Origin of the sequence: Rhizobium sp. CCGE531 (assembly GCF_003627795.1) — a bacterium.
Classification (GTDB): domain Bacteria; phylum Pseudomonadota; class Alphaproteobacteria; order Rhizobiales; family Rhizobiaceae; genus Rhizobium.
Genome location: NZ_CP032685.1, coordinates 317,435 through 343,805 on the forward strand (window position 1 = coordinate 317,435; position 26,371 = coordinate 343,805).

A 26,371-nucleotide genomic window follows, 5' to 3' on the forward strand; every position below is an offset into this window, starting at 1 on the left:
TGCGCAAGGACATGACAAACCTTGATCCATCCGAGATCGAGGGACGGCGAGTGTTTGCTTCTGCCTGTCCTTGCGCTGTCATCACGCTGTCATTTGTTTATCGCGATAAATGATTGTGGGGTAGTTTTTAGGTGGACAGGGCGAAAGAAAGGTTTTATGCATATGTTTATCGCGATAATAAATCGCATAATAACTTTCAATGGAGATTGAAATGAGCCAGTCGATCCATCAAGCTACCCGTCGGGGCGTCATGACAGCCGGGCTCGGCCTTGCCGCCGCTGCAGCCGTCGCCCCCTTCGCTCAACCTGCACAAGCCTCTACAAAGCAACCAACTTCGAAAGGTAAGGACACAATGAGCAGCAGCACGATCACCACCAAGGACGGCACGCAGATCTTCTATAAGGATTGGGGAACAGGCCAGCCGATCGTCTTCCATCATGGATGGCCCCTGAGCTCCGACGATTGGGACGCCCAGATGCTCTTCTTCCTCCATCAGGGCTACCGCGTCATCGCCCATGACCGTCGCGGCCACGGCCGCTCCAGCCAGACGGCAACCGGCAACGAGATGGATACCTACGCCGCCGACGTGGCCGCGCTTGCCGAGCATCTCGACCTCAAGGGCGCCATCCATGTCGGCCATTCCACAGGCGGCGGCGAAGTTGCCCGTTATGTGGGTCAGTATGGCGGCCATGGCCGTGTTTCGAAGGCCGTGCTGATCGGCGCCGTGCCGCCGATCATGGTCAAATCCGAAAAGAACCCCGGCGGCTTGCCGCTGGAAGTCTTCGATGGCTTCCGCGCCGCACTTGCAGCCAACCGCGCCCAGTTCTTCCGCGACGTTCCCGCGGGCCCGTTCTATGGCTTCAACCGCCCCGGCGCCGCCGTTTCGCAGGGCATCATCGACAATTGGTGGCGTCAAGGCATGATGGGCGGCACCAAGGCTCATTATGATTGCATCAAGGCCTTCTCCGAAACCGACTTCACCGAAGATCTGAAGAAGATCGAAGTCCCGACCCTCGTCATGCATGGCGACGACGACCAGATCGTACCGATCGCAGACTCGGCCCTTCTGTCCTCGAAGTTGCTGAAGAACGGCACGCTCAAGGTCTACAAGGGCTTCCCGCACGGCATGGCAACCACCCATGCCGATGTGATCAACGCCGACCTGCTGGCCTTCTTCAAAGCCTAGTTCTCTCTGAAAGCAGTGCGCCCGCCAAAAGGCGGGCGCTTCACAGCCTGCCGGGTGCTGTTACCGCCTCCGCCGCTTCAGCTATCGAGTTTCAACGATAGCTGAACGGCGCGCGACAGGGGCGGTAGCGGCCGACTGATTTCCACACGGCGCGTCCAGTTGGCGCGCCGTTCCTGTTCGCGCTCCCGAAGTGCCTTCGAGACAGCGACAAAGCTCATTGCACGTTCGATGACTTGTTCGGCCTTGGTCATGGATATCTCCATATGTTCACTTTATGTTCTCATATTGAGCGCGCAAAGTCAAGCAAGCCGGGCGTTCGGGCCGATTGGCATCGTCCACGCCGATCAGAAGATTGGACTATGCGAGCTTTTATTGGCGCCGCAGGTTGATTTCGCTGGTAACGACGGTTTTGCCTGAGGTCAGATCCTTGTCGATGGTCCTCAGCGTCAGCTGGTTGCTGCCCTGCCTGCGGATGGTCATATTGGCATCCCGATCGCCATTGACGAGGCGTGCCCAGTGCACTGCCAGATTGATGACATCGCTCTGCCTGCTGCCCGATAGCTGCGACGTCGCGCCGGACGGGCCGGTATAGGTGCCGGAATACCGGGTTCCCCGGGCCGCGAGCTGGGCCGAAATCGCGCGGTTGATGACGAGAAGGCCGCGGCAGTTCCCCTTCATCGAAATCGAAGTGCCCGGTGCGCTGATGTTGAATCTGCAGGCGACATTGATGGGCGGGCTGCCGATCTTTCGAAGCACCTTGCCGCTCCCCGTCCAGCTGCCGTTCAACGGTTTCAGAAATCCGCTTTCGTCCGCGGTCGCGGGAGTTGCGACATAGAGCCCGGTAAGGATTGCGAGAAGGCATGCCTGTCGGCGCGTGATGATACGGCGCATGGTGATAACCTTTTCACGGGAATTGACGGAGACGCCGCAAAGATATCGACGGTTCCGCCGCAATCACAGCCAATTGATACGCTTCAGCACGTAAAGGGTAACGACGGAGGTGACGGCGACCAAAGCGACGATGATGACGAACGCCCAGGTGTCGTTGACGCCCGGAATGCCGCCGACATTCATGCCGAAAAGGCCGGCGACGACACTCGGGGGCAGGAGGAGGGCGGCAAGTGCTGCAAGCCGGTTTGAATTGCGAGCGATGCGCTCGCTGATAACGGTGGAAAGGTCGTCGTGCAGAATACTTGTCCGGTCGCGGATCGCGTCGAGATATTCGATGCAGCGCATCAGCTTGTCGATGACCTCGCGCATTCGGAGTTTGTCGCGATCGGTGAGCCAGGGAGCGTCGTCGTGTTCGATGCGATTGAGGGCGTCGCGTTGCGGCGAGAGATAACGTCGTAGCTGCACGGCGCGCCTGCGAAGCAGTTTCAGGCGCTCGCGGACCTCGGCGGCTTCGCCATGGAAGATCAGCTCATCCAGCTCGTCCACTTCCTCGTCCATCTGATCGAGCACGGGTTCGAGATCCCTCACGAGCTTGTCGCTGACGAGCGCGAGCAGCTCGCCGGTGCGCTTCGGCCCCTTGCCCTTTCCCAGCGCCTGGCGAATATCGCGAAGAGCGGTGATATAATGTCCGCTGTCACGAAGCGTCACGACACGGTTCTCATCCACCCAGGCATGAATGGGCACGAGATCCAGTTCCTCGGCCACTTCCTCGACGTCCTGAGGCGGCGCGGCACATACGCCGCGAAGGATGATCAGTAGGCCGTCGTCAACCGGCTCCACGCGCGGGCGGGATTCGTCTTCCAGCAGGGCATCGGCGACGAGCGGATCGAAGCCGCCACTGCTGATGATCCATGCTGCCGCGGCATCATGATTGCGCTCGAGATGGACCCAAAGGACGCCATCCGTCGGCTTCCAGCTCTGCAGGCCGGCTGCGCCGATCTCGCGACAGCCACCATTGCCGTCGAGAAGAACCGCGAAACGTATGCCGGGCTCGACGCCGTAGCTGAGTTGAACCTTCTGCCCTGCGACCTCCATCCGCTCCCATCCTCCCCCGAGTATAAAAAGAAAGCGAAATCATGCGTCTGATTTTGTAATTCTAGCACCGCGCGGCTTGTGGCGGAACTGGTGACTACGACGATTGATCGCGTTCGCGGGCTCTTAAAGCATGGCAATTACTCGGCTGCCGCGGCAAGACAGCCGTCTATGATGGTGCGGATCTCGGCGCGACAGGAGCCGCAATTGGTTCCGGCATTGAGCTCCTTGCCGACGGCTTCCACGCTATGGCAACCGCCGCGAATGGCCGCGACGATCTGATTGACGCCGACACTGAAGCAGGAACAGACCGTCGCGCCGGCGTCGATGGTATCGGGTCCGGGCCGGCCGGCGATCAGCGCAAATCGCTTGCCGAGATTGCCATGCGATGCCGAAAGCTGGGCGATTGCCCAGTTTCGGGCCACCGCGACGGGCTGCCGCGCGACGAAGAGAGCCGCAAGCAGCCGCTCGCCATCGAAGAAGGCAAGGCGCAGGTCGCCGGAGGCTTGATCGGCATAGCCGAGTGGCTCCAGATCGGCGGGTATGTCGAATGTCGAGCGGCACCAGCCGATCCAGTCGTCAGGCGCCAAATCGAATCCAAGTTCCGTCCGCCAGCCGCCATCGGCCTTGGCAAGCGCCCAATAGGCGCTGTCGAGGTCGCGCGGCTTTGCTGCGGAGACTGCGAAACAATAATGCGACGCCTGGAAGCGGCGGGCGCGGACGGCGACATTCTTCGAGGCCGGCTGGCCGGAAACCGGATCCGTGACGGGGGCGACCACGGCGTCGATGCGGGCTTTGGCGGCAAAGCTGTCATTCCAATGCATCGGCACGAACAGGCTGCCGCGTGCCTGCCGCTCCGTCAACAAGGCGCGGACGATCACCTTGCCATGCGGGCTTTCGATCTCGACCAGGCCGGCTTCCGTAACCCCGATCTCGATCGCGTCACGCGGATGGATCTCGGCAAAGGGCTCGGCAATATGGGCCGAGAGGCGGGCGCTTTTGCCGGTACGCGTCATCGTGTGCCAGTGATCGCGAACGCGTCCGGTATTGAGTGTCAGGGGGAAGCGGCTGTCGGTTCGATCGCTCGCCGGCGGCTCTATGGCGACGAAGCGCGCCTTGCGATCGGAATGATAAAACCCGCCATCCGCAAAGAAGCGCGTCACCCTCGGTGCTGTTCCGGCAGGCTGCGGCCACTGGAAGGGTGGGAGTGCGTCATAATCCTCGGTTGCGATCGCTTCATGAGCGCCGATGTCGAAATCGCGGCTGCCCTGGTTTTCAAAACCGGAGAGGCTCGCATGCTCGGCGAAAATCTCGGCACTCGTCCGAAAGGAGAAGGCCGTGGAAAATTCCATGCGGCGACCAACTTCGGCCATTTGCCACCAGTCTGGTCTGGCCTCGCCCGGCGCTACCAGAAACTGCCGCTGCCTGGAGATTCGGCGTTCGGAATTGGTGACGGTGCCGTCCTTTTCGCCCCAGCCGAGCGAAGGCAAAAGCACATGCGCATGCCGCGTCGTATCCGTTTCGCGCAGGACGTCGGAGACGACGACGAAGGGACAGGCCTTGATGGCAGCCTCGACGGCATCGGCGTCCGGCATGGAGACGACCGGGTTCGTCGCCATGATCCAAAGCGCCTTGATGTGGCCGTCCGCGACGGCGCGAAACATGTCGACCGCCTTCAATCCCGGCTTGGCGGCAATTCGAGGTGCTTGCCAGAAGCGCTGCACCCGGTCGCGATCCCCGGCGCTCTCGATCGCCATGTGGGCGGCGAGCATGTTGGCGAGGCCGCCGACCTCGCGGCCGCCCATGGCGTTCGGCTGACCGGTCAGCGAGAATGGTCCCATGCCCGGCCGGCCGATACGGCCGGTGGCGAGATGGCAATTGATGATGGCGTTGACCTTATCGGTGCCAGATGAGGATTGGTTGACGCCCTGGCTGTAGCAGGTAACGGTCTTCTCGGTCGCTGCAAACAGCCGGTAGAATTCGCGAAGCTGCATGGCGGGCAGGCCGGTCAGGTCAAGCACGCGGCTGAAAGACAGCGAACTGGCGGCGGCGAAAGCCTCGGCAAAGTCGCTTGTATGTTCGGCGATGTAGTTCTGGTCGATGGTATTGCTTGCGATCAGATGTTCGAAAAGGCCTAGAAAAAGGGCAACGTCGCCATCCGGCCGGATCGCCAGATGCAGGTCGGCGATGTCGCAGGTCATGGTCCGGCGCGGGTCGATGACGACGATCTTCATCGTCGGCCGCGCCGCCTTCGCGGCCGCCAGCCGCTGATAGATGACTGGATGGCACCAGGCGAGATTGGAGCCGGTGAGGACGACAAGGTCGGCAAGCTCGATATCTTCGTAGGTGCCAGGCACCGTGTCCGAGCCGAAAGCGCGGCGATGACCGGCAACCGAGGATGACATGCAGAGCCGTGAGTTCGTATCGATATTGCCCGAGCCGATGAAACCCTTCATCAGCTTGTTGGCAACATAATAATCCTCGGTCAGCAACTGCCCGGAGACGTAGAAGGCAACCGCATCAGGCCCATGCTCGGCAATCGTTTCGCTGAAGCGTTTCGCGACCAGATCAAGCGCGTCGTCCCAGCTTGCCCTTTGGCCGGCAATTTCCGGACGGAGCAGGCGGCCGTCGAGGTCAATCGTTTCGGCAAGGGCAGAGCCCTTCGAGCACAGGCGCCCGAAGTTGGAGGGGTGGTCGGGATCGCCTTTGACGGAGACCTTGCCGTCTTCGTCGACCCTGGCGATGACGCCGCATCCGACGCCGCAATAGGGACAGGTGGTTTTGGTTTCAGCGGACATGGAGTGTGTCCACGAAGCTCAAAGGATGTGGCGAAACACCCCCCTCTGTCAGCTTTGCTGACATCTCCCCCACAAGGGGGGAGATTGGTCGGAGCAAGAGGCTGCCTCCATCAAACCAAAGCGAAGAATTTGGCGATACTGGCTCCATATGATCTCCCCCCTTGTGGGGGAGATGTCCCGAAGGGACAGAGGGGGGTATCTTTCTGCGCGTCGTCATCCTCACTCCGCCGCCATCATCAGGCTTTCGAGCGCGATGAAGAGGGCGCCGTCCTCGTTGCGGACCGGAATGGTCCGCACCTCACCCTGGTCGGCCCCAAGTGCCTTGCCGGTTTCGAGCGAGATCACCCAGTTGTGCAGCGGGCAGGTTACGGCCGTACCGTGAACGATGCCCTGGGAGAGCGGGCCGCCTTTGTGCGGGCAGTGATCCTCGATGGCGAAGACCTCGTTTTCGGCAGTGCGGAACACGGCAATCTTGCCCTGCGGGGTTTTCACGCAACGGGCGCCGCGCAGAGGAATGTCCGAAATATCGCCAATTTCAACCCAATTCATGTCGATCTCCTCACTCGGCGGCCTGCGGGAAGCCGACTGTCGCCATCGGCTTGAACTCGTGCTTATCCTTGCCGGAGACGCGTTCCGACCAGGGGTCGACCTGCGCGAATTTCTGGCTGAAGACGAAGCGCTCGTAATAGGCCTTGCGCTTTTCGGCATCCCCCATGATCTGGCGGCGGATCTCGTCGAGGCCGATGCGCTTGGCCCATTTGTAGATGCGTTCGAGATAGCGGCCCTGTTCCCGGTACATCTGCGTCAGCGCCACGATATGCTCCAGCGCCTCGTCCTCGGTCTTGACGAGGCCGAGCACTTCCGTGCCCTTGATGTCGAGACCGGCAGCGCCGGCGAAATGGATTTCGAAGCCGCTGTCGACGCAGATGACGCCGATGTCCTTGCAGGTTGCTTCGGCACAATTTCGCGGACAGCCGGAGACTGCCATCTTGAGTTTTGCCGGCGTCCACGAACCCCACATGAATTTCTCGATGCGGATGCCGAGGCCGGTGGAATCCTGCGTGCCGAAGCGGCACCAGTCGGAGCCGACGCAGGTCTTCACCGTGCGCAGGCCCTTGGCGTAGGCCTGGCCGGAGATGAAACCGGCCTTGCCGAGGTCGGCCCAGACGGCGGGCAGGTCCTCCTTCTGGATGCCGAGCAGATCGATGCGCTGGCCGCCGGTGACCTTCACCATCGGAATTTCGAACTTGTCGACCACATCGGCGATGGCGCGCAGTTCGCCGGAATTGGTGACGCCGCCCCACATGCGCGGCACCACGGAATAGGTACCATCCTTCTGGATGTTGGCATGCACGCGTTCATTGATGAAGCGCGACTGGTAGTCGTCGGCATATTCGTCCGGCCAGTCGCAGACGAGGTAATAGTTCAGCGCCGGACGGCATTTCGCGCAGCCGCAGGATGTCTTCCATTCAAGCTCCTGCATGACGGCAGGAATGGTCTTCAAGCCCTTGGCCTTGATGAGGCGGCGCACGTCGTCATGGCCAAGCTCGGTGCAGGTGCACATCGGCTGGACGGCGGCGGGGTTGTAGCTGTCGCCAAGCGTGATCGTCATCAGCTGTTCGACAAGGCCGGTGCAGGAGCCGCAGGAGGCGGATGCCTTCGTGTGGGCGCGCACGTCGTCGAGCGAAGTCAGGCCCTTTGCTGATATGGTCGAAGTGATCTTGCCCTTGCAGACGCCGTTGCAGCCACAGATTTCCGCGTCATCCGGCAAGGCTGCAACGGCCGCCATAGGGTCCAGCGGCGACCCTCCCTGATAGGCCTGGCCGAAGATCAAGGTTTCGCGCATCTCGGAGATGTCGGTCGCCTTCTTCTTCAAATCGTTGAACCAGGCGCCGTCGGCCGTCTCTCCGTAGAGCACGGTGCCGATGATCTTGTTGTCCTTCAGCACCAGGCGCTTGTAGACGCCGGCCGCCGCGTCGCGCAGGACGATCTCCTCGCGGTCGTCGCCATCGGCGAAGTCGCCGAGCGAAAACAGATCGATGCCCGTGACCTTCAGCTTCGTCGGTGTGTCCGAGTGCACGAAACCGGCGGCGGCATCGCCAGCAAGATGCGAGGCGGCCACACGTGCCATCTCGTAAAGCGGGGCGACCAGGCCATAGACCATGCCGCCGACCTCGGCGCATTCGCCGAGCGCCATGATGCTGCCGTCCGAGGTCTGCATGCCGTCGTCGACGACGATGCCGCGGTTGACGGCGATGCCTGCCTCCTTGGCAAGGCCGACATTGGGACGGATGCCGACGGCCATGACGATGAGGGTGGCGGGGATCACGCGGCCATCGTCCAGTTCGATCCCCTCGACCTTGCCGTCACCGACGATCGCCTTGGTGTTGGCCTTGGTGATGACCTTGATGCCGCGCTCCTCGACGGCTTTTTGCAGGAGGTAGCCGGCGGCCGGGTCGAGCTGGCGTTCCATCAGTGTCGGCTGGACATGGAGAACGGTGACATCCATACCACGCAGACTGAGGCCGGCGGCCGCTTCGAGGCCGAGCAGGCCGCCGCCGATGACAACAGCCTTTTCGCGCGATTGCGCGGCAAGCAGCATCGCCTGCACGTCATCGAGGTCGCGATAGGTGATGACCCCGCGCAGTTCCTTGCCCGGAACCGGAATGATGAAGGGGACGGAGCCGGTCGCGATGACAAGCTTGTCGTAGCTCTCGGTCACGCCATGATCGGAGGTGACCGTCTTTGCCGCCCGGTCGATGGCGACGATCTTGTGCCCCTTGTAGAGGGTGATGCCATGCTTGATGTACCAGCCGTCGCCGTGGATGATGATCTGCTCGTAGTCCTTTTCGCCTGACAGCACCGGCGACAGCATGATGCGATCGTAATTGACGCGCGGCTCGGCGTTGAAGATCGTGACCTGATAGTGATCAGGCGCCTTTTCCAAAAGATGCTCCAGCATGCGCCCTGGCGCCATGCCGTTGCCGATGATGACGAGTTTCTGGGTCATGATATCACTCCGCGGCTTCCACGAAGCGGTGACGTTCGTAGAGGAACTTCAGCACGGCCTCGCGGCATTTGAGGTAGGTCCTGTCGGAAGCAAGCTCGATGCGGCTGCGCGGCCGCGGGATCGGCACTTCGAGGATATCGCCGATATGGGCGGCTGGGCCGTTGGTCATCATGACGATGCGGTCGGACAACAGCACGGCCTCGTCGACGTCATGGGTGATCATCACCATGGTGCTGCCGAGGCGGGCATGGATTTCCATCACCGCGTCCTGAAGATGGGCGCGGGTGAGCGCGTCCAACGCCCCGAAGGGCTCGTCGAGCAGCAGGATCTTCGGCTGCATGGCGAGTGCCCGGGCAATGCCGACGCGCTGCTTCATGCCGCCGGAGATTTCCGAGGGGCGCTTGTCCCTGGCATGGGCCATCTGCACGAGATCGAGATTGCGCATGACCCACTCATGACGCTCGGCCTTGCTCTTCGTGCCGCGAAACACCTTCGAGACGGCGAGATTGACGTTCTCGTAGACGCTGAGCCAGGGCAGCAGGCTATGGTTCTGGAAGACCACGGCCCGATCCGGACCGGGCGCATTGACCTCGCGGTTTTCAAGCAGCACCGCTCCGGCGGAGACGGGCGTGAGCCCGGCAATGAGGTTCAGCAGGGTGGACTTGCCGCAGCCGGAATGGCCGATGATCGACACGAATTCGCCCTTGTCGATGACGAGTTCGATGCCCTTCAGCACTTCGGCACGCTGGCCGCCGCGGTCGAAATACTTGTCGATATGATCGAGCTTCAGATAGGCGCTCATCCTGTTCTCCTTAGTTGCTCGTCATGCCACGGGTCACGACGGCACCGAGGCCGGCGACCAAACGGTCGAGGACAAAGCCGGTGACGCCGATATAGGCGAGGGCGACGATGATGTCGGGCAGGCGCGAGGAGTTCCACGCGTCCCAGATGAAGAAGCCGATGCCGACGCCGCCGGTCAGCATTTCAGCGGCAACGATCGCAAGCCAGGAGAGTCCAGCGCCGATGCGCAGCCCGGTAAAGATGTAAGGGGCGGCGGCCGGCACCATGATGCGGAAGAAGAATTCGATCTGGTTCAGCCGCAGCACCTTGGCGACGTTGCGATAATCCTGCGGAATGTTGCGAACGCCGACTGCGGTATTGATGATGACCGGCCAGATCGAGGTGATGAAGATCACGAAGATGGCGGAAGGGTTGGAATTCTGGAAGGCGGCGAGCGACAGCGGCAGCCATGCAAGCGGCGGCACGGTGCGCAGCACCTGGAAGATCGGGTCGAGGCCACGCATCGCCCAGACCGATTGCCCGATCACCGCACCGACCAGCACGCCGGCGACTGCCGCTAAGCCGAAGCCATAGGCGACGCGCTGCAGCGAGACGAGCACGCGCCAGGCAAGCCCGATATCCTGCGACCCATTGTAGAAGAAGGGATAGACGATGAGGTCGTAGCTTTCCTGCCAGACCTGCGAAGGCGGCGGCAGGCTGGCGCCTGGCTGGTCGCAAAGCAGCTGCCAGACGCCGAGCAGAAGCACGAGCACCACGAGGGGCGGCAGGACGCTGCGCAGGATCGAGGCTGCGATGCGGCCGGGATCGATGCGGCGGGCGGGGCGGGCCGCCAATGTCACGACATGGCTCTTTGCGGGAGCGGGCGCTTGCGCAACGGCGGCTTGCTGTTTGCGGGCGGTTACGGACATTGAACGAATCCTTTTTGGAAGAGAGTGCCGAACATCATGACGCCACCTTGATCGAGAGGCTTTCGAGGTAGGCAGTCGGGTTTTCGGGATCGAAGACCTTGCCGTCGAAGAAGGTTTCCTTGCCGCGCGAGGTCGACGCGGGAATATCCGAAGCGGCAACGCCGAGATCCTTGGCGGCATCGCGCCAGATGTCCTGGCGGTTCACCTGGCCGACCAGCTTCTTGATGTCCGTATTGGCGGCGAACTTGCCCCAGCGGATGTTCTCGGCGATGAACCAGGCGTCATGGCTCTGATAGGGATAGGAAACGCCGTCCTTCCAGAATTTCATGTAAAGATCGGTGCCCTTGGCGACCCGGCCGTTGCCGTAATTGATGTCGCCCTTGAGGCGGCCGAGCACATCCTTGGGCGGCACGTTGAACCACTGCCGCTTGCCGAGGATGGTGGCCATCTCCTCCTTGTTGTCCATGCTGTCGCACCATTGCTGGGCTTCCATGACCGCCATCAGCAATGCCTTGGCGGCATTCGGGTTCTTCTCGATCCAGTCGGCGCGCATGCCGAGGGCTTTTTCCGGGTGGCCCTTCCAGATCTCGCCGGTCGTACAGGCCGTGAAGCCGATCCCCTGATTGACGAGCTGTTCGTTCCAGGGCTCGCCGACACAGAAGACGTCCATGTTGCCGACCTTCATGTTCGCCACCATCTGCGGCGGCGGTACGACGATGGTCGAGACGTCCTTGTCGGGATGGATGCCGCCGGCGGCCAGCCAATAACGGATCCACAGATCATGCGTGCCGCCCGGGAAGGTCATGGCCGCCTTGATCTCCTTGCCCGCTGCCCTTTTCGCGTCAAAGGCGGCTTTCAGCTTGGATGCATCGAGCTGGACGCCGGTTTCCGCATATTCCTTTGCGACCGAGATGCCCTGGCTGTCGTAGTTGAGGCGGGCCAGGATCGCCATCGGCACGGGCTGGTTGTTCTGCGTCACCTTGCCTGTATGCATGAGATAGGGGAGCGGCGAGAGAATGTGGGCGCCATCGATGCCGTTTGCCGCTCCGCCGAGCACGAGATTGTCGCGGGTTGCGCCCCAGGATGCCTGTTTGGCCACATCGACATTGGCAAGGCCATGCTTTTCGAACAGACCTTTTTCCTTGGCAATGACCAGCGGCGCGGCGTCCGTCAGGGCGATATAACCAAGCTTCACATCCGACACCTCAGGTCCGGCGGTTGCTGCAAAGGCGCCGGAGGGGAAAGCCGTCCTGACGGCGCCGAACAGGGCTGCCGTGGCGGACGTCTTCAAAAGGTTGCGGCGCGTAACACCACCGGACAGGATTGTTTTCACTTGCAGTTTCCCCTTTTTGCGCGTGACGCATGGATTTCGGACATAAAAAAACGCCGCTCGGTCGATGCAGCCCGGGACAGGAGGTTAAGTCCTCGGGGCAGAAACCTTGCGACGTCGATGTCTTTGCGAGCGCGTCTTCCGCGCATTGCGTGCCTCGATCGCCGTTGACCGAAGCGTATTTAACCAAGCAATCCGCGTGCCAGTTTTTGATATTATGCCTAGTGCGATGAAATCATTGAATTATTTTGGAGATTATCGGGCATGTCTGTTTTATGTGCGGATGTTGCAACTGCTAAAGTTTTGGGCGGATGCTGACTGTCCGGCCTGGGGTCCTGCGCTTATTCTGTGCAGTGCAGCATAGCCGGGCGCTAAATGTCTTCCGCCGAGAATTGCATCGCATTGGTCGTCTTCACCGCGAAACCGTCGATGTAGCTCGCCATGTCCGCGGGGTCGAAAACGTGACCATCCATGAAGCGATCGCCATCCATATCGCCCTCAACACGGATATCGGCATCATCGGGCGAGGCCCCGTTTCCGAGCGCCAGCCGATAGAGGTCCGATCGATAGGCGGAAGCCGCCATCGTCATGCTTTGCTCGGAAAGCGCGCTTTGCCCCCAGCGCACCATCTGGCTGAAGATCCACAGGGCCTGGCTTGGACGCGGGTAATTGGCGAAGCTGGCATGAAAGCTGAAATATCGGTCGATCACCCGACGATTGCCCTTGGCGTCGAGATTGAACTCGCCCGAGAGCACGTGGCGGATGATGTGGACGGGCGCTGCGATATAGCGCTGATCGGCAAGCGCCTCGGCAAGGGCGTCGTGATTTTCAGATCGGTCGCACCAGCGCGCTGCCGCGTCGAGCGCCACGATAAGGCGCGAAACGGTTTCGGGATGGGTTTCTGCCCATTCCGGGCGCATGCCGATCACCTTTTCAGGGGCGGAGGGCCATATGTCCTGCTTGGCAGCGACGATGCGGCCGACGCCGCGTTCGGAGGCGACCATGTTCCAGGGCGCGCCGACGCAGAAGCCATCGATGGCTCCGGCCGCAAGGGCATCTGATGTCAGTGGCGGCGGTACGACGACGAGCTTCACGTCCCGGTCTGGATCGATGCCGCCGGCGGCAAGCCAATAGCGGAATTCGTAATTATGCGATGAGAACGGGTAGGTCATGCCAAGCGTCGGCGGCTGTTCCCCGCGTGCCTTCATCGTGCTGACCACTTTTGCCAGCGCTCGCGAATTTTCCAATGCGCTGGCGTGGTCGGAAAGACCGGCTTCGTTGCACATGCGCTCGAACAGCCGCGTCGACAGAGTGATGGCGTTGCCGCCGCAGCCGAGCGAGAATGGCGTAATCGTCGGCGAGGGGTTCGAGCCAAGCCCCAGCATCGCCGCCACCGGCATCGGAGAGAGCATGTGGGCGATGTCGAACTGGCGAAAGGCAAGCCGATCGCGGATATTGGCCCAGGAGACATCCTTGATGAGGTCGAGCGTAATCCCTTCCTTGCGCGCGAAGCCGAATTCCGCGGCCGCGATCAGGACCGAAGCATCGACCAGCGGAATGAAGCCTGCGCGCAGCGTGCGCGAGCCTTCGCTGGCAATTCGCGCCGGTGCGGGAGGATTATTGCCGCCTGCCTTGCGAGCTCCGGCGAGATGAGCTGCCTGCATTCTCATATTCACTCCGATGTCTCCCCTGCGCGGGTGACGGGCGGGATTGGCTTCAATGCGCTCACATCAGCAACCCCGCTGCCGTCACGACGCTTTGCGCAATCTCGGACATCTTCTTCTTTTCGTTCATGGCCGTCTGCCGCAGCAGCGCGAAGGCCTCGTCTTCCGAAAGTCCGCGCATCTTCATCAGGATACCTTTGGCCCGCTCGACGACCTTGCGCTCTTCCAGCGCCGATTTGGCTTCCGCCAGTTCGCGCTGCAAGCGGCTGAAGGCGTTGAATCGGCTGACCGCCATATCGAGGATCGGTTTCACCCGCTCCTTCTTGAGGCCGTCGACGATATAGGCCGAAACGCCGGCCTCGACGGCCGCCTCGATCGAGGCCGTATCGGAGCGGTCGACGAACATGGCGATCGGCCGGCCCACGGTCCGCGTCAGCTGAAACAGATGTTCCATCATGTCGCGGTTCGGATTTTCGAGATCGATGATGATGACGTCTGGGTGAAGGGTCTCGATCGTGCGCGCCACGCCCTGCACTTCATGGATGACAGTCACCCGCGCATGGCCAGCCTCCCGCAACCCCTCCTCGATGATCGAGGCGCGGATTGTGTTTTCATCGATCACAAGAATGGTCAGATCGAGACGGCTCATCCTATCTTTATGACGCAACGCAGCATGACGGGCAAGTCAAATTCGCTGAAATATTGGGCGATCTAAAGTAACGCCTAAATATTAGGCTATTGCGACCTGTTTCTGGCTATTTCCTCATCAATGCTGCCAACGGGCTGTGATGCTGAAAATGTCGGGATTCTGCCGGTCCTTTCGGCCAGAGCCTGGAACAAGGCGTCGAATTGGCGATTGTACATGCTGAAAAGCAAGTTCCTCGTGCCGTTCCGGAGCCAGCATTGACAACGCCCGCTTGAAATTTCCCTCATCTTCCGCCACCTGTTCGGCGCGACTTTCAACTTTATTCCCAGGAGACTAGACGCATATGACGACCACCACCGCAGAAATGACCGCCGAGAGCCACGTCTTCGAGGCCGACGTTGCCCGCCTTCTGCATATGATGGTTCACTCGGTTTATTCGGACAAGGATGTCTTCCTGCGCGAGCTGATCTCGAACGCGGCCGATGCCTGCGAGAAGCTGCGCTACGAAGCGATTGCCCACCCCGGCCTGCTCGCGAACGATCCCGACAGCCGTATCCTTCTGACGCTCGATGCCGATGGCAATAAGCTCGTCGTGGAAGATAACGGCATCGGCATGACCCGTGACGAGATGATCGAGGCGCTGGGCACGATCGCCCGTTCCGGCACGCGTGCCTTCATGGAACGCATCGAGGCCAACAAACAGGGCGAGGGCGCACAGCTCATCGGCCAGTTCGGCGTCGGCTTCTATTCCTGCTTCATGGTCGCCGATCGCGTCGACGTCGTCTCGCGGCGCGCCGGTGCGGAAGATGCCTGGCTCTGGTCTTCCGACGGCAAGGGCGGCTACAGCGTCGCTCCCGCCGATGTCGGCGAGGCGCCGGCGCGCGGCACCCGCATCACGCTGCATCTGATGGAGGATGCCAAGAGCTATGCGTCGCGCTGGAGCGTCGAGCGTATCGTCAGGGAGCAATCCGGCCATGTGCCGGTGCCGATCAAGATCGCCGAAAAGCCCGGCGAGGAGGCGACGCAGCTCACCGACGGCACAGCGCTCTGGACCAAGTCGAAGAACGATATCACGGCCGAGGAATATACCGATTTCTATCGGGGCGTGTCCGGCCAGTATGACGAGCCGGCGCTGACGGTGCATTTCCGCGCCGAGGGCCGCCATGAATATTCGGCGCTCGCCTTCGTGCCCGGCTCGCAGCCTTTCGATCTTTTCGATCCAGATCGCAAGGGCCGCATGAAGCTCTATGTGAAGCGCGTCTTCATCACCGACGAGGCGGAATTGCTGCCGCGCTATCTCCGCTTCGTGCGCGGCTTGGTCGACACGTCGGACCTGCCGCTCAACGTCTCGCGCGAGATGATCCAGGAAAGCCCGATCCTCACCGCAATCCGCAAGGGCGTCACCAACCGCATCATCACGGCGATCGAGAAACAGGCGGAGAGCGATCATGACGCCTTCCTGAAGATCTGGGAGAATTTCGGCAGCCTGATCAAGGAAGGCCTCTACGAGGATTTCGAGCGCCGCTCGCAGCTTCTGGCGCTCTCGCGCTTCCGCACGACTGCGTCTTCGGACGGCTATCGTTCGCTTGCCGACTACGCCAGGGATGCCAAGGAGGGCCAGCAGTCGATCTACTATCTCGTCGGCGGCAGCCTGGAGCAGCTGAAGGCCTCGCCACAGCTTGAAGGTTTCCGTGCCCGCGGCATCGAAGTTCTGTTGCTGACCGATTCCGTCGACAGCTTCTGGGTCACCAATGCCCCAGAATTCGAGGGCAAGAGCTTCAAATCGATCACTCAAGGGTCTGCTGATCTCGCTCAGTTCAAGAAGCAGGATGAAGACAAGCCGGAAAGCGAAAGCGCGTCGGCGGAAGTGCAGGCCTTCCTTGACTATGCCAAGCAGAAGCTTGCCGGCGAGGTTTCCGACGTGCGCGCATCCGACCGCCTGATCGAAAGCGCCGTCTGCCTCGTTGCTTCCGAGCAGGGCTACGACCGGCAGCTCGAGAAGATCCTGCAAGGTGCCGGTCGCCTGGAGTCCGGCGCCAAGCCGATCCTCGAAATCAACATGGATCACCCGGTCGTCAAGGCCATTGCCGCCAAGGCCGATTCACCGTCTCTGCGCGATGATGCCGCCTTCCTTCTGCTCGATCAGGCCCGCGTGCTCGATGGCGACAAGCCGGCCGATCCGCGCGCCTTTGCTGAACGTCTGGCACGGCTGATGGAAAAGGCGCTGCAGTAATCCAACTGGATCGGCATGGCTCGCAATGGCCGTGCCGATCCATTCGTAGAGGATTGCGATTGCATTATGGCCCTGACGCGTCAAAAAACTTGTCTTAAATTATCATCTTTTCGTTGCGGAGCGAGGGCTCTTCTTCTATAGAGACGTCAGATTGGCCTGATATCACTCGGCCACGTAAGCGTTAACGTCACTCAACGCGTATGATCGAACGGCTCTGCGGCTTCGGTCTGCGCGACTGTGTCCTGCGGATCGAGACCAAAGTGCCTCGCAAGGACACATGATGGACAATCCCCAAACTTTCAATCCGAATGTCTCGGCGCCGAGGATCGAGCGCGTGCGCCATGAGCTGAAGCGACGCTCCCTGACGGTTGCGGCCGTCGACAGGATCACGCCCGGCATGTTGCGCATGCAATTGTCAGGCGATGATCTGGCCGATTTCGCTAGCCTGGCGCCCGACGATCACATCAAGATTTTCGTAGCTGGCTCCGGCGAGGAGATGGAGCGGCGTGACTATACGCCTCGTCGTTACGATGCCGATGCACGGACCCTCACCATCGATTTCGCCATTCACGAGGCGGGACCGGTGACCAAATGGGCGCTCGATGCGCGGCCGGGCGACAGGCTCGAGATCGGCGGCCCTCGCGGCTCGGCCGTCGTCTCGCGCGATGTCACCAACTGGCTGCTCATCGGCGATGAAACGGCACTGCCGGCTATGGGTCGTCGCATCGAAGAGGCTGCGGCGGGGGTGCGCATGACGGTCATCGCAGCAGTTGTCGGCGCTGCCGAACAGCAGGCCTTTCAAACCGAGGCGCAGCTGGATATCCGCTGGGCGCATCGTCCCCTCTCGGAGGCGACCGATCCGTCCGCATTGATGGAAATTCTCCAGTCCGTCGAGCTGTTGCCCGGCACCGTCGTCTGGATAGCGGCCGAGGCCTCCGTCACGCGCGCTCTGCGCTCCTACCTCGTGGAAGAACGCGGCTATCCGCTGAGCTGGATCAAGGCATCCGGCTATTGGGTGAAGGGCAAGGCGGATACGACGGAGAAATTCGATTGAACCTGTGATGCTGCCGGCAAGGTGCCGCCTGCTCGTCCTAATGTAATGGGGCAGGCATCTTGCCGGAACCGGCTGCTGCCCCATTTCATGGCGCAATTGTCCCGTAAAGGGATAAGGCGTTCCTTGATAAGCTTGGGTTCACCGAAACTGCATTCTGGATAGATTTCGACTTCCTAAATTGCATGGGATCGCCGAAGGTTAAGTGTGAAGCGGGAGTGGTGGGGGAGACCATCCACGATCGCTTTGCGGGTTCATGGCGCCGAGCGGGAGGCGGTGCCTTGGATGTCATGTCGATCCCTGCCGTGCGCGACGGCCAATATTGAGGATAAAGCCAAGGTGCTTGCCGTCCCGAAAGAACCGCCGCAGACATTTATCGCGTTGATGCTGTCGGCGCTACGGAAGGCCTTCGCGGGCATCGCCCTGGCGAGTGCCGCCATCAATGTGCTGGCCTTGACCGGCTCCTTCTTCATGCTGCAGGTCTATGACCGGGTCATTCCGAGCCGCAGCCTGCCGACATTGTCCGGCCTCGTCATCATCGTCGCGGCTCTCTTCCTGTTTCAAGGCGTGATCGAGTTCCTGCGTTCCATGCTGCTTGTTCGCATCGGCATGTCGCTTGACGAACGATTGAACAGAAAGGTTTTCCGCTCGCTCCTGTTCCTGCCGACCAGGAAGCAGACGTCGGACGATGGGCTGCAATCGGTCCGCGATCTCGAGCAGATCCGCTCCTTCCTCTCCGGCAGCGGCGCGACGGCGCTTTTCGATCTGCCATGGGTGCCATTCTATCTGGTCCTTTGCTTTCTGTTTCATTTCTGGATCGGCTTCACGGCTCTGTGCGGCGCCCTGTTGCTGGTCGGCATTACCGTGCTCGCCGAACTGCTGTCGCGTCGACCGGCTGAGGAGGCGGCCAGGTCTTCGGCCATGCGCCTCGGTTTTGCCCAGGCGGCGCGGCGCAACTGGGAGGCCGCCATTGCCATGGGGTTTGTTGGCCGCCTGAGCGAGAAGTGGGCGGCCATGAACGACGACTATCTCAGGCATCAGCTAAGGGCGAGCACGATCGTTGGGGCACTCACCATTGCCGCCAAGATGGCGCGCATGATGCTTCAGTCCGGCGTTCTCGCTGTCGGGGCGATCCTCGTCATTCGCCAGGAAGCGACGGGCGGCATCATCATCGCCAGTTCGATCCTGCTGACGCGGGCGCTGGCGCCCGTCGAGCTTGCGATCGGCCAGTGGAAAGGCCTTGTCGCCGCGCGCCAGGGCTGGGCGCGACTTGCCGCGCTCCTCGACGTTGTGCCGCCCAAGCCGCAGGCCTTCGCTTTGCCGCCGCCGTCACGCGAGCTCAGTGTCGAGAACATCAGCGTTACCTCTCCGGGCAGCCGCGATCTCATCCTGCGCAATGTGTCGTTCAAGATATCGGCGGGGACGGTGCTCGGTGTCATCGGCCCGAGCGCGTCGGGCAAGTCCTCCCTTGCTCGGGCGATTGCCGGCCTGTGGCCGGTTCCCATCGGCGCCGTGCGGCTCGATCGTGCCGCGCTGTCGCAATGGGATAGCGACGAACTTGGTCGGCATATCGGCTATCTGCCGCAGGATGTGGACCTGTTCGACGGTTCGATCGCTGAAAACATTTCCCGTTTCGCCGAGGATATGCGCACGGAGCCGATCATTGCCGCGGCCAAGGCCGCGGGTGTTTACGACATGATCGTCAAGCTCCCCGATGGCTTCGATACCAGGATCGGCGAGAGCGGATCGCGCCTTTCGGCCGGGCAGAGGCAGCGCATCGCCCTGGCGAGAGCGCTTTACGATGATCCGTTCCTGGTGGTTCTCGATGAGCCGAACTCCAATCTGGATGCCGAGGGGGAGGCGGCGCTGACTGAGGCTCTCGCAGGCGTGCGGAAGCGCGGCGCTATTGCGATCGTCATCGCCCACCGGCCTAGCGCTCTGGCCGCCGCCGATACCGTCATGATCGTTGCCGGCGGGCAGGTCCAGGCATTCGGTCCGAAGAAAGACATTCTCGGGCCGTCGCCCAAGCAGGTCGGAACGACGCATTTTGCCGTTGCCGGCGGGGAGACGCACGGATGACCGAAAAGGCTTCGCCATCGACCGAACGGACGATCCGCCGCCTGTCCCTGCTGGTGGCGGCGGCCGTATTGCTGCTGTTCGGCGTCATGGGCGGCCTTGCGGCGGCGACTAAAATTTCCGGGGCGGTGATTGCCTCGGGCACGCTCGTCGTGGACAGCTATGTGAAGCCGGTGAAGCACCTGAAGGGCGGCATCGCCCGCGCGATCCCCGTGAAGAACGGCGATCATGTCACAGCCGGCCAGGTGCTCGTGCGGCTGGACGACACGCAGACCAAGGCCAATCTTGCCATCATCCGCAAGCGGCTGAACGAGCTTTCCGCCCGCACGGCGCGTCTGGCGGCCGAGCGCGACGGCAGGCAGGATATCGCCTTTCCCGCCGAACTGCTCTCGGCCGCCGACAACGCAGGTGTAGCGGCTATCATGGCCGGCGAACGCCAGCTCTTTTTCGATCGCCATGCATCGCGCGAGGGGCAGAAATCGCAGCTGCACGAGCGCATTCAACAGTTGAAGCAGGAGATCGAGGGTCTGGTGGCGCAGGAGCAGGGCAAGCGGCGAGAGATCGCGCTCATCGCCAAGGAGCTCGGCAGCCTTGAAGGCCTGCTCGATCAGGGCATCATTTCGGCGACGAAAGTCTATTCGCTTCAGCGCGAAAGCGCTTCGCTGAACGGCGATCTCGGCAATCTCGTCTCGTCCATCGCCCAGACCAGGGGCAAGATCGCGGAAACCGGGCTGCAGATCCTGCAGATCGATGCCGATCACAGCTCGGAGGTCTCCGATCAGCTGCGTCAGGCGGAGAGCGACGGCGGCCAGTTTTCCGAGCGGCTGATCGCCGCCGAGGACGATCTGAAGCGGATCGACCTCAAGGCACCGCAGGCGGGGATCGTCGATCAGCTGAGCATCCATGCCGAAGGGGCGGTCATTTCGCCGGCCGAGGCGATCCTGCAGATCGTTCCGGACAAGGACGCGCTGGTGGCGGAGCTGAAACTCTCGCCGCAGGATATTGATCAGATCAGCGTCGGGCAGGCGGTGTCCTTGCGCTTTCCCGCCTTCAATCAGCGGATAACACCTGAGTTGAACGGACAGGTCGACACCATCTCGGCGGATCTGGTGACGGATCAGCGTTCGGGTCAAGGCTATTATGTCGTGAGGGCCAAGGTGGCAAAGACGGAATGGGATCGGCTGGGGCAGCTTACGCCGTTGCCGGGCATGCCCGTGGAGGCTTTCCTGCAGACAGGCCAGAGAAGCGTCCTGGCCTATCTGACAAAGCCGATGACCGACCAGATCAGGCGGGCGTTTAGAGAAGATTAGCGTAGTCTCGCGCCGCGGTCTTTTTTCCCGGACACGCGTGCCGATATTACAGCGCCTCCCGTCTTTCAAGACGCGCTAAGGGCGCTATAATTCTTTGAAATTATGCAATAAATAAGCGGCCGCCCGATTTTCGTCGAACGGCCGTCATGGAATGCTTCGAGTTCTGGGACCGGTCAGATATGCCAGTCCGCCGTATGGGCGGATTGGGCCGAGGCGGCGAGCTGGGCGGCATGATCGTCCAAGGAATAGGCCTTAATATAGTCGATCTTCATCTCGGATCCGTTCGGAAGCCCATCCGTCGGAGTGCCCGCTACGCCGCCGACTGCGAGATCGACCAGCATATACATTGGGCCATGCATATCGGCGGGTGTATCGGCATGGGCGACGGCGACGTCGTCGAAGTACCAGACGATCTGATCCTTGTCCCAAAGCACGCCGTAATTGTGGAAGCCGTTGGTGCTCGGCACTTCCACTGGAATGGACGTCTTCGTATGCTCGCCGGTGGCATTCGAATGAACCGTGACATTCACCGTGGTGGGGTTCTGCCCGCGCATCTCCACCACATCGAGTTCCGGCGGCCAGGAGCCGTCCTCCGGCAACAGCCAGAAGGCGGGCCAGACGCCCTGATTGTGCGGCATCTCCGCTCGCATTTCGAAATAGCCATAGGTCTGCGAGAAGGTGGAGTGGGTGGTCAGGAGGCCGGATGTGTAATCATGGTTCTCGACGATCGACTTCAATGCATCCGGCGTTTGCTTCGCCGTGATCGTCAGAACGCCGTCCGAGACGGAAAACGGGTTTGCGGATGCCGTCGGCGCGTAGGACGGATTGATATACCATTGCAGCTCATCGTTCAGGCTGCTGCCCTTGTCCGGCGCCCAATGGTATTTAGCATCCCAGGTGCCCTGCGTTCCCTCGTGCAGCGAGAGCGTGTTGAAATCGTCTGAAAAGGTTTGCGTCAGGGATGCTCTGTCGAGGCCCAGCTGGAACTGGTCTTGGTGAAGGTCGGACACGATCTTGTTGGCGAAGACCAGACTTTCGCCATTGCCGAGGTCGAGCCGAACATTGGCTCCTTCCTGTGTGGAATGGCTGACGACCTGATCGAACGACGTTAGGCCGTACTGGTTGAGCCGCACCTTGTCGTCGTCGCTGAAGTCGGTGATGAGATCGCTGCCGTTGCCCTTGGAGATGACGAAGGTATCGGCCCCGCCGCCGCCGATAAGCACATCGTTGCCGCCGCGCCCGTCGATGGTCTGGCTGCCGCTGCCGCCGGTGATGATGTTGTCGGCGTCATTGCCATAGGCGTGGCGGTTGTCGCCGGTGACGGTGAGGTTTTCGACATTGGCCGGCAGCGTGTAATCCATCCAGGTGTTGACGGTATCGATGCCGGCATTGGGGGCTTCATAGACCCGATTGTTGCTCGAGTAGATATAATAGATATCGTCGCCGGTACCGCCCATTATCGTCACGTTGACGGTGTTGTCGCCCCATATGGAATCATTGCCGGCGGTACCGTAGAGCGTCGGTCCCGAGCCGGTGGCGGAAAAGAAACCCGTCGACGTACCGCTATAGTAAAGCGGTTGTCCAAGAGCATTCAAAACTGAATTGGGCATCAGAAACCTCTTCCTTGGTGCCGGACCAGCTCCTCCACCGATCTAATATTTCTCCCCACTCATATGCATCAGATAGCGTGCATTGTTTTTCTGCCCAGCCCCTGCGGCAAGTTTTTTCGTCGCAATATTCAGGATGGTCTGATGGCGCTTGCCGTGCCGTCGGCGGCGCGGCGCAATTGCTCGCCGCACCGCCGAAGTTCAGGGTTCAGAGAGCCGCCTTGACCTTCTTGGCAATTTCCGGACTCACCCAGGTCGTCCAGATCTCCTCATGGGTCTTCAGGAAATATCTGGCGGCGTCCTCATTCGTTCCCTGGTTGTCCGTCTGCCAGGCAAGAACGCTATTCACCAGATCATTCGTCCACGTCCGCTTCTTGAGATAATCCATCGCAACTCCGGCCTTCTCGGCAAATTGCCTGGTCACGACGGTGAAGACTTCCGAGACGGGGTAGGAGTTGACTTTCGGATTGGGGCAATCGAGGACGGAGGTGCAGGCGTCCCATTCGACCTTGTCATGGGGCACACCGAAGGAGAGACGTACCATCGGGTACTTGCCGAGAATTGATGTCGGCGACCAGTAGTAGCCGAGCCAGCCGGTCTTCTTTTCGAAGGCATTGGCGATCGTGCCGTCCAGGGCGGCGGCGGAGCCGGTCTCGACGATTTCAAATCCCCTCTTTTCTCCATCAAGCGCCCTGAAGAGATTGCCGAGCGATGCCTGGCATTGCCAGCCGGGCGGGCAATTGCAGATGACGCCTTTTTTCGGATCGTCGGGAGCAGGGAAGAGTTCGGGATGTTCCAACGCCTGCTGAACGGTCTTGATATCGGGATGGGCGTCGGCCAGGAATTTCGGAATCCACCAGCCGTCCTGGCCGCCTTCGGAGAGAATGCCGGCCGCAATAACCAGCCGGCCTTCGGAAACGGCCTGATCCAGCGGCGTGCGCACGGCATTGATCCAAATCTCGGGAGCGACGTCGGGCTGGCCCTTCTCGTTCATGGAGGTGAAGGTCGGCAGCGTATCGCCTGTCACCAGATCGACCGAGCAGCCGTAACCTTCCTGGAGGATGATCTTGTCGACATTTGCCGCGACGCCGGCCGAAGCCCAGTTCATCTCGGCAAGCGACACCGAGCCGCAATCGGCATGCGCGCCGCCGGCAAGGCTATAGAGTGCTGCCGCGAAGGCGGCGGCAATAATATGTTTCTTCATGTAAGACCTCCAGGTCCTGATATTGCTGTTCTGGAAGGATACCGCGGTAGAACTGCCGACCGCTTCCCTTCGCTCTTGCGATGCTTCGGGCGCATGTGATTGCGCCGAGGTAAGCTCGATCAACCATCACCGCCGGGATGCGTGGGCGTTATTGCCACATGCGTCCCATGGACATGTGTTGGCCGGGTGAAGTTTTAAGCTTTCCCACAGGAATGACGTGGGCGATCGGTCAATCTGCCCTTCGAGTTCGACGGGCGAGGCCGCCGGATCCAAGCGGCGCGGGGTGGGAAAGAGATTTTCCGTTTCCGGCGGCCCAAGAGATGGCTGTTCCTTTTAATCTACCATTTTTGTGGACAATATTCGCATTATCGAAAACGCATGTGATTTCCGAAAGGGATGAGAATGAGTGCGCCCAAACTCGTCGGCTTTGCCGGCAGCTTCAACAGGCCGTCGAAGACCCATGCGCTGGTTCAGACCGTTGCCGGTCTGGCAAGCGAGCGATATGGCTTCACCAGCAGGGTTTACGATCTGCACGATGTCGGCGCCTCCCTCGGATTGGCGCAATGGCGCAAGGATCTCGACGATCAGGCGAGAAGCGTCATCGATGAGATCGTGTCGGCCGATGCTCTCATCATCGGTTCGCCGACCTTCAAGGGCTCCTATCCCGGACTGTTCAAGCATCTGATCGACCTCATCGATCCGCATGAGCTGCGCGCCAAGCCGATCATCATCACGGCGACCGGCGGCGGTGACCGGCATGCGCTGATGGTCGAACATCAGCTGCGGCCGCTCTTCGGCTTCTTCATGGCGCATACATTGCCGACGGCGGTCTATGCGTCGGATCGCGATTTCACCGACTACAGGGTCTCGTCCGAGCCGCTGGCCAACCGGATCAACGAGGTCGTCGGCGAGCTTGCGGCCTTTTTCCCGTATCCGGTGACGAGGCTTGCCGCTGCGGAATGATGGGCGATCACGCCCGAACGTCTCGGATTTGTCAACGGAATGGAGGGTTACATGAAATGGAATGTCATCAGCCGCCTGAAGACGATTTTTGCCGGTCCCGCGCTGCAGAAGGTGGATGTTCGCACGCGGTCCGTTGACTGGGTCGAGTCCGCGGAGCGGGAACGAGAACTCTCCGCCCGAGACTACGAGATCTATTATTGGTGCTCCACGCCGGCGCCCTGGTATTGAAAGGATGCGCCTTTGATGCCGTGTCGCCAGTTGAGCTTCCCATCATTATTCATCGCGAGGCTTCCATGACCAGAGTGCTGATTGTGCCGGGTCTTTTCGGCTCGGATGAGGGGCATTGGCAGCGTTACTGGCTGCAGGATCATCAAGATGCCCGGCTGGTCGAGCAGGACGATTGGGATTTTCCCCATCTCGGCAGCTGGATGGAAAAGCTGGAGGAAGCGCTGGAAGAGGCTGGCGACGCCTATGTCGTCGCGCACAGCCTCGGCGGCGTATTGACGGCCAGATTGGCCGGTCGGCCGGCCGCGCGAAGGGTCAAAGGAGCGCTGCTCGTCGCGCCCTGCGATATTCCGGCGACCGAAGCCTTACACGCCGGACATCTTACCTTCGGCACGATGCCGACGGAAGCCCTGCCTTTCCCCAGCATCACGATCGGAAGCCTGAACGATATCTATATGAGGCTCGACCGGCTGACCATGTTCGGGCGGCTCTGGAAATCCGATGTGCGCAATATCGGCCTTGCGGGGCATATCAACATCGCCAGCGGCTTCGGGCGTTGGCCAAGCGGCTATGGCTTTCTTGAAACACTGAAGATGCGCAGCAGACATCGCAGGCCGCAAGGGTTTTCGACGACGGTCGCAGTCCCCATCTAAAAGAAGGGCTTTTCATATCGAAGGTTCGACGCCATTGTGCGGCGGATTTTCTGTAATCAAAGTAAACCTCCACCTACGGTGGAGGACTGGACGCGTTCTACACGGTAGTTGAGAGACCTCCTGCTTGAACCGCTGGCGTGGCCCAGACTTCGAACAAGGAGGTTTTATGGATGAGCAAACGCTCTCGCATGCGACGTGGGACTGCAAGTATCACGTTGTTTTTGGCAGCAAATACCGAACGAAAAGACTTTACGGGGACGTGCGGCGTGAGTTGGGAGAACTCTTACGTCGGCTGGCACAGCAGAAAGGCTGCCAGATCGAAGAGGGTCATTTGATGCCCGACCATGTGCATATGCTGATATCGATCCCGCCGAAATATTCGGTTGCGCATATTGTTGGCTTTCTGAAGGGCAAGACGGCGCTTTATGTTGCCAACAAATATGCGCGCAAGCGGCGCTACAAGGGTTATCACTTTTGGGCGCGCGGGTATTTCGTATCGACGACGGGCTACAACGAGCAGGTCGTCAGACAATATATCCGTAATCAGGAAAAGGCCGACAAAGCTTCCGACTTTGCCGACCTCTTCAATCGTAGCTACTAAGCGCTAACAAAACCACTTCTAGTGGTTCAAGCGCAGCGTTTCAAACCTCCACCTTTGGTGGAGGTCATGACTTGATCCTACCCCACATCGGCGCATCCAAGGCGTGCAACGGGGCAGAACTT

22 protein-coding genes are annotated in these 26,371 nt (G+C 60.8%); 9 read left to right on the forward strand and 13 right to left on the reverse strand.

Annotated elements, in window-relative coordinates; genetic code table 11:
* Positions 1-352: 352 nt before the first annotated feature.
* Complete coding sequence (locus tag CCGE531_RS20990) at positions 353-1,186, forward strand: alpha/beta hydrolase (RefSeq protein ID WP_120667461.1); 834 nt, start codon at positions 353-355, stop codon at positions 1,184-1,186.
* A 77-nt stretch (positions 1,187-1,263) separates the two neighbouring features.
* Here CCGE531_RS20990 and CCGE531_RS34335 read toward each other — a convergent pair whose 3' ends face one another.
* The 11 genes from CCGE531_RS34335 to CCGE531_RS21040 all read right to left on the reverse strand — a co-directional run bounded on the left by CCGE531_RS34335 (position 1,264) and on the right by CCGE531_RS21040 (position 14,329).
* Entirely contained in the window at positions 1,264-1,437 is a 174-nt protein-coding gene (locus CCGE531_RS34335; RefSeq protein ID WP_162943971.1) for a hypothetical protein, read from the reverse strand.
* Positions 1,438-1,555: 118 nt separating this feature from the next.
* Complete coding sequence (locus tag CCGE531_RS20995) at positions 1,556-2,077, reverse strand: hypothetical protein (protein WP_162943972.1); 522 nt, start codon at positions 2,075-2,077, stop codon at positions 1,556-1,558.
* 63 nt (positions 2,078-2,140) lie between these two features.
* Entirely contained in the window at positions 2,141-3,172 is a 1,032-nt protein-coding gene (locus CCGE531_RS21000; protein ID WP_120667463.1) for a CorA family divalent cation transporter, read from the reverse strand.
* Positions 3,173-3,309: 137 nt separating this feature from the next.
* Complete coding sequence (locus tag CCGE531_RS21005; protein WP_120667465.1) at positions 3,310-5,967, reverse strand: nitrate reductase; 2,658 nt, start codon at positions 5,965-5,967, stop codon at positions 3,310-3,312.
* A 219-nt stretch (positions 5,968-6,186) separates the two neighbouring features.
* Entirely contained in the window at positions 6,187-6,516 is a 330-nt protein-coding gene (gene nirD / locus CCGE531_RS21010) for a nitrite reductase small subunit NirD (RefSeq protein WP_162943973.1), read from the reverse strand.
* 10 nt (positions 6,517-6,526) lie between these two features.
* Positions 6,527-8,977 carry a nitrite reductase large subunit NirB gene (nirB, locus tag CCGE531_RS21015; protein ID WP_120667467.1) on the reverse strand — a complete coding sequence of 817 codons (2,451 nt, stop codon included), beginning with the start codon at positions 8,975-8,977 and terminating at the stop codon, positions 6,527-6,529.
* A 4-nt stretch (positions 8,978-8,981) separates the two neighbouring features.
* On the reverse strand, positions 8,982-9,779 hold the full coding sequence (locus tag CCGE531_RS21020) for an ABC transporter ATP-binding protein (protein ID WP_120667469.1): 798 nt from the start codon (positions 9,777-9,779) through the stop codon (positions 8,982-8,984).
* A 10-nt stretch (positions 9,780-9,789) separates the two neighbouring features.
* Entirely contained in the window at positions 9,790-10,686 is an 897-nt protein-coding gene (ntrB, locus tag CCGE531_RS21025) for a nitrate ABC transporter permease (RefSeq protein WP_120667470.1), read from the reverse strand.
* Between the two features lie 34 nt (positions 10,687-10,720).
* Entirely contained in the window at positions 10,721-12,025 is a 1,305-nt protein-coding gene (locus tag CCGE531_RS21030; RefSeq protein ID WP_348633029.1) for a CmpA/NrtA family ABC transporter substrate-binding protein, read from the reverse strand.
* 362 nt (positions 12,026-12,387) lie between these two features.
* A complete protein-coding gene (locus tag CCGE531_RS21035; protein ID WP_120667474.1) occupies positions 12,388-13,686 on the reverse strand; it encodes a CmpA/NrtA family ABC transporter substrate-binding protein in 1,299 nt (432 codons plus the stop codon).
* Between the two features lie 55 nt (positions 13,687-13,741).
* On the reverse strand, positions 13,742-14,329 hold the full coding sequence (locus CCGE531_RS21040; RefSeq protein ID WP_120667476.1) for an ANTAR domain-containing response regulator: 588 nt from the start codon (positions 14,327-14,329) through the stop codon (positions 13,742-13,744).
* Between the two features lie 340 nt (positions 14,330-14,669).
* Here CCGE531_RS21040 and htpG point away from each other — a divergent pair, with 340 nt between their 5' ends.
* From htpG to CCGE531_RS21060, 4 genes are all read left to right on the forward strand, one after another.
* Positions 14,670-16,559: a molecular chaperone HtpG gene (gene htpG, locus CCGE531_RS21045; protein ID WP_120667478.1), complete on the forward strand. Its 1,890-nt coding sequence runs from the start codon at positions 14,670-14,672 to the stop codon at positions 16,557-16,559.
* Positions 16,560-16,839: 280 nt separating this feature from the next.
* A complete protein-coding gene (locus CCGE531_RS21050; protein ID WP_120669270.1) occupies positions 16,840-17,613 on the forward strand; it encodes a siderophore-interacting protein in 774 nt (257 codons plus the stop codon).
* A gap of 336 nt (positions 17,614-17,949) precedes the next feature.
* Positions 17,950-19,689, forward strand: a complete 1,740-nt coding sequence (locus CCGE531_RS21055; RefSeq protein ID WP_120667480.1) for a type I secretion system permease/ATPase — start codon at positions 17,950-17,952, stop codon at positions 19,687-19,689.
* The gene (locus tag CCGE531_RS21060) at positions 19,686-20,996 is read left to right on the forward strand and encodes an HlyD family type I secretion periplasmic adaptor subunit (protein WP_120667482.1); all 1,311 of its coding nucleotides are present in this window, start codon (positions 19,686-19,688) and stop codon (positions 20,994-20,996) included. Before CCGE531_RS21055 ends, CCGE531_RS21060 begins: the two co-directional genes overlap by 4 nt.
* Before the next feature lie 173 nt (positions 20,997-21,169).
* On the opposite strand, the gene CCGE531_RS35210 is transcribed toward CCGE531_RS21060, so the two are convergent.
* Together CCGE531_RS35210 and CCGE531_RS21070 are read right to left on the reverse strand one after the other, a co-directional pair.
* Positions 21,170-22,606 (reverse strand): family 16 glycosylhydrolase, encoded by a 1,437-nt coding sequence (locus CCGE531_RS35210; protein WP_120667484.1) that lies wholly within the window; start codon positions 22,604-22,606, stop codon positions 21,170-21,172.
* Between the two features lie 205 nt (positions 22,607-22,811).
* Complete coding sequence (locus CCGE531_RS21070; RefSeq protein WP_120667486.1) at positions 22,812-23,807, reverse strand: ABC transporter substrate-binding protein; 996 nt, start codon at positions 23,805-23,807, stop codon at positions 22,812-22,814.
* A gap of 402 nt (positions 23,808-24,209) precedes the next feature.
* Here CCGE531_RS21070 and msuE point away from each other — a divergent pair, with 402 nt between their 5' ends.
* The 4 genes from msuE to tnpA all read left to right on the forward strand — a co-directional run bounded on the left by msuE (position 24,210) and on the right by tnpA (position 26,249).
* The gene (gene msuE, locus CCGE531_RS21075; protein ID WP_120667488.1) at positions 24,210-24,770 is read left to right on the forward strand and encodes an FMN reductase; all 561 of its coding nucleotides are present in this window, start codon (positions 24,210-24,212) and stop codon (positions 24,768-24,770) included.
* A gap of 51 nt (positions 24,771-24,821) precedes the next feature.
* The gene (locus CCGE531_RS34340; RefSeq protein WP_162943974.1) at positions 24,822-24,998 is read left to right on the forward strand and encodes a hypothetical protein; all 177 of its coding nucleotides are present in this window, start codon (positions 24,822-24,824) and stop codon (positions 24,996-24,998) included.
* Between the two features lie 65 nt (positions 24,999-25,063).
* Complete coding sequence (locus tag CCGE531_RS21080) at positions 25,064-25,648, forward strand: alpha/beta hydrolase (RefSeq protein WP_120669272.1); 585 nt, start codon at positions 25,064-25,066, stop codon at positions 25,646-25,648.
* A gap of 166 nt (positions 25,649-25,814) precedes the next feature.
* Positions 25,815-26,249 carry an IS200/IS605 family transposase gene (tnpA, locus tag CCGE531_RS21085; RefSeq protein WP_120663694.1) on the forward strand — a complete coding sequence of 145 codons (435 nt, stop codon included), beginning with the start codon at positions 25,815-25,817 and terminating at the stop codon, positions 26,247-26,249.
* Positions 26,250-26,371: the final 122 nt, after the last annotated feature.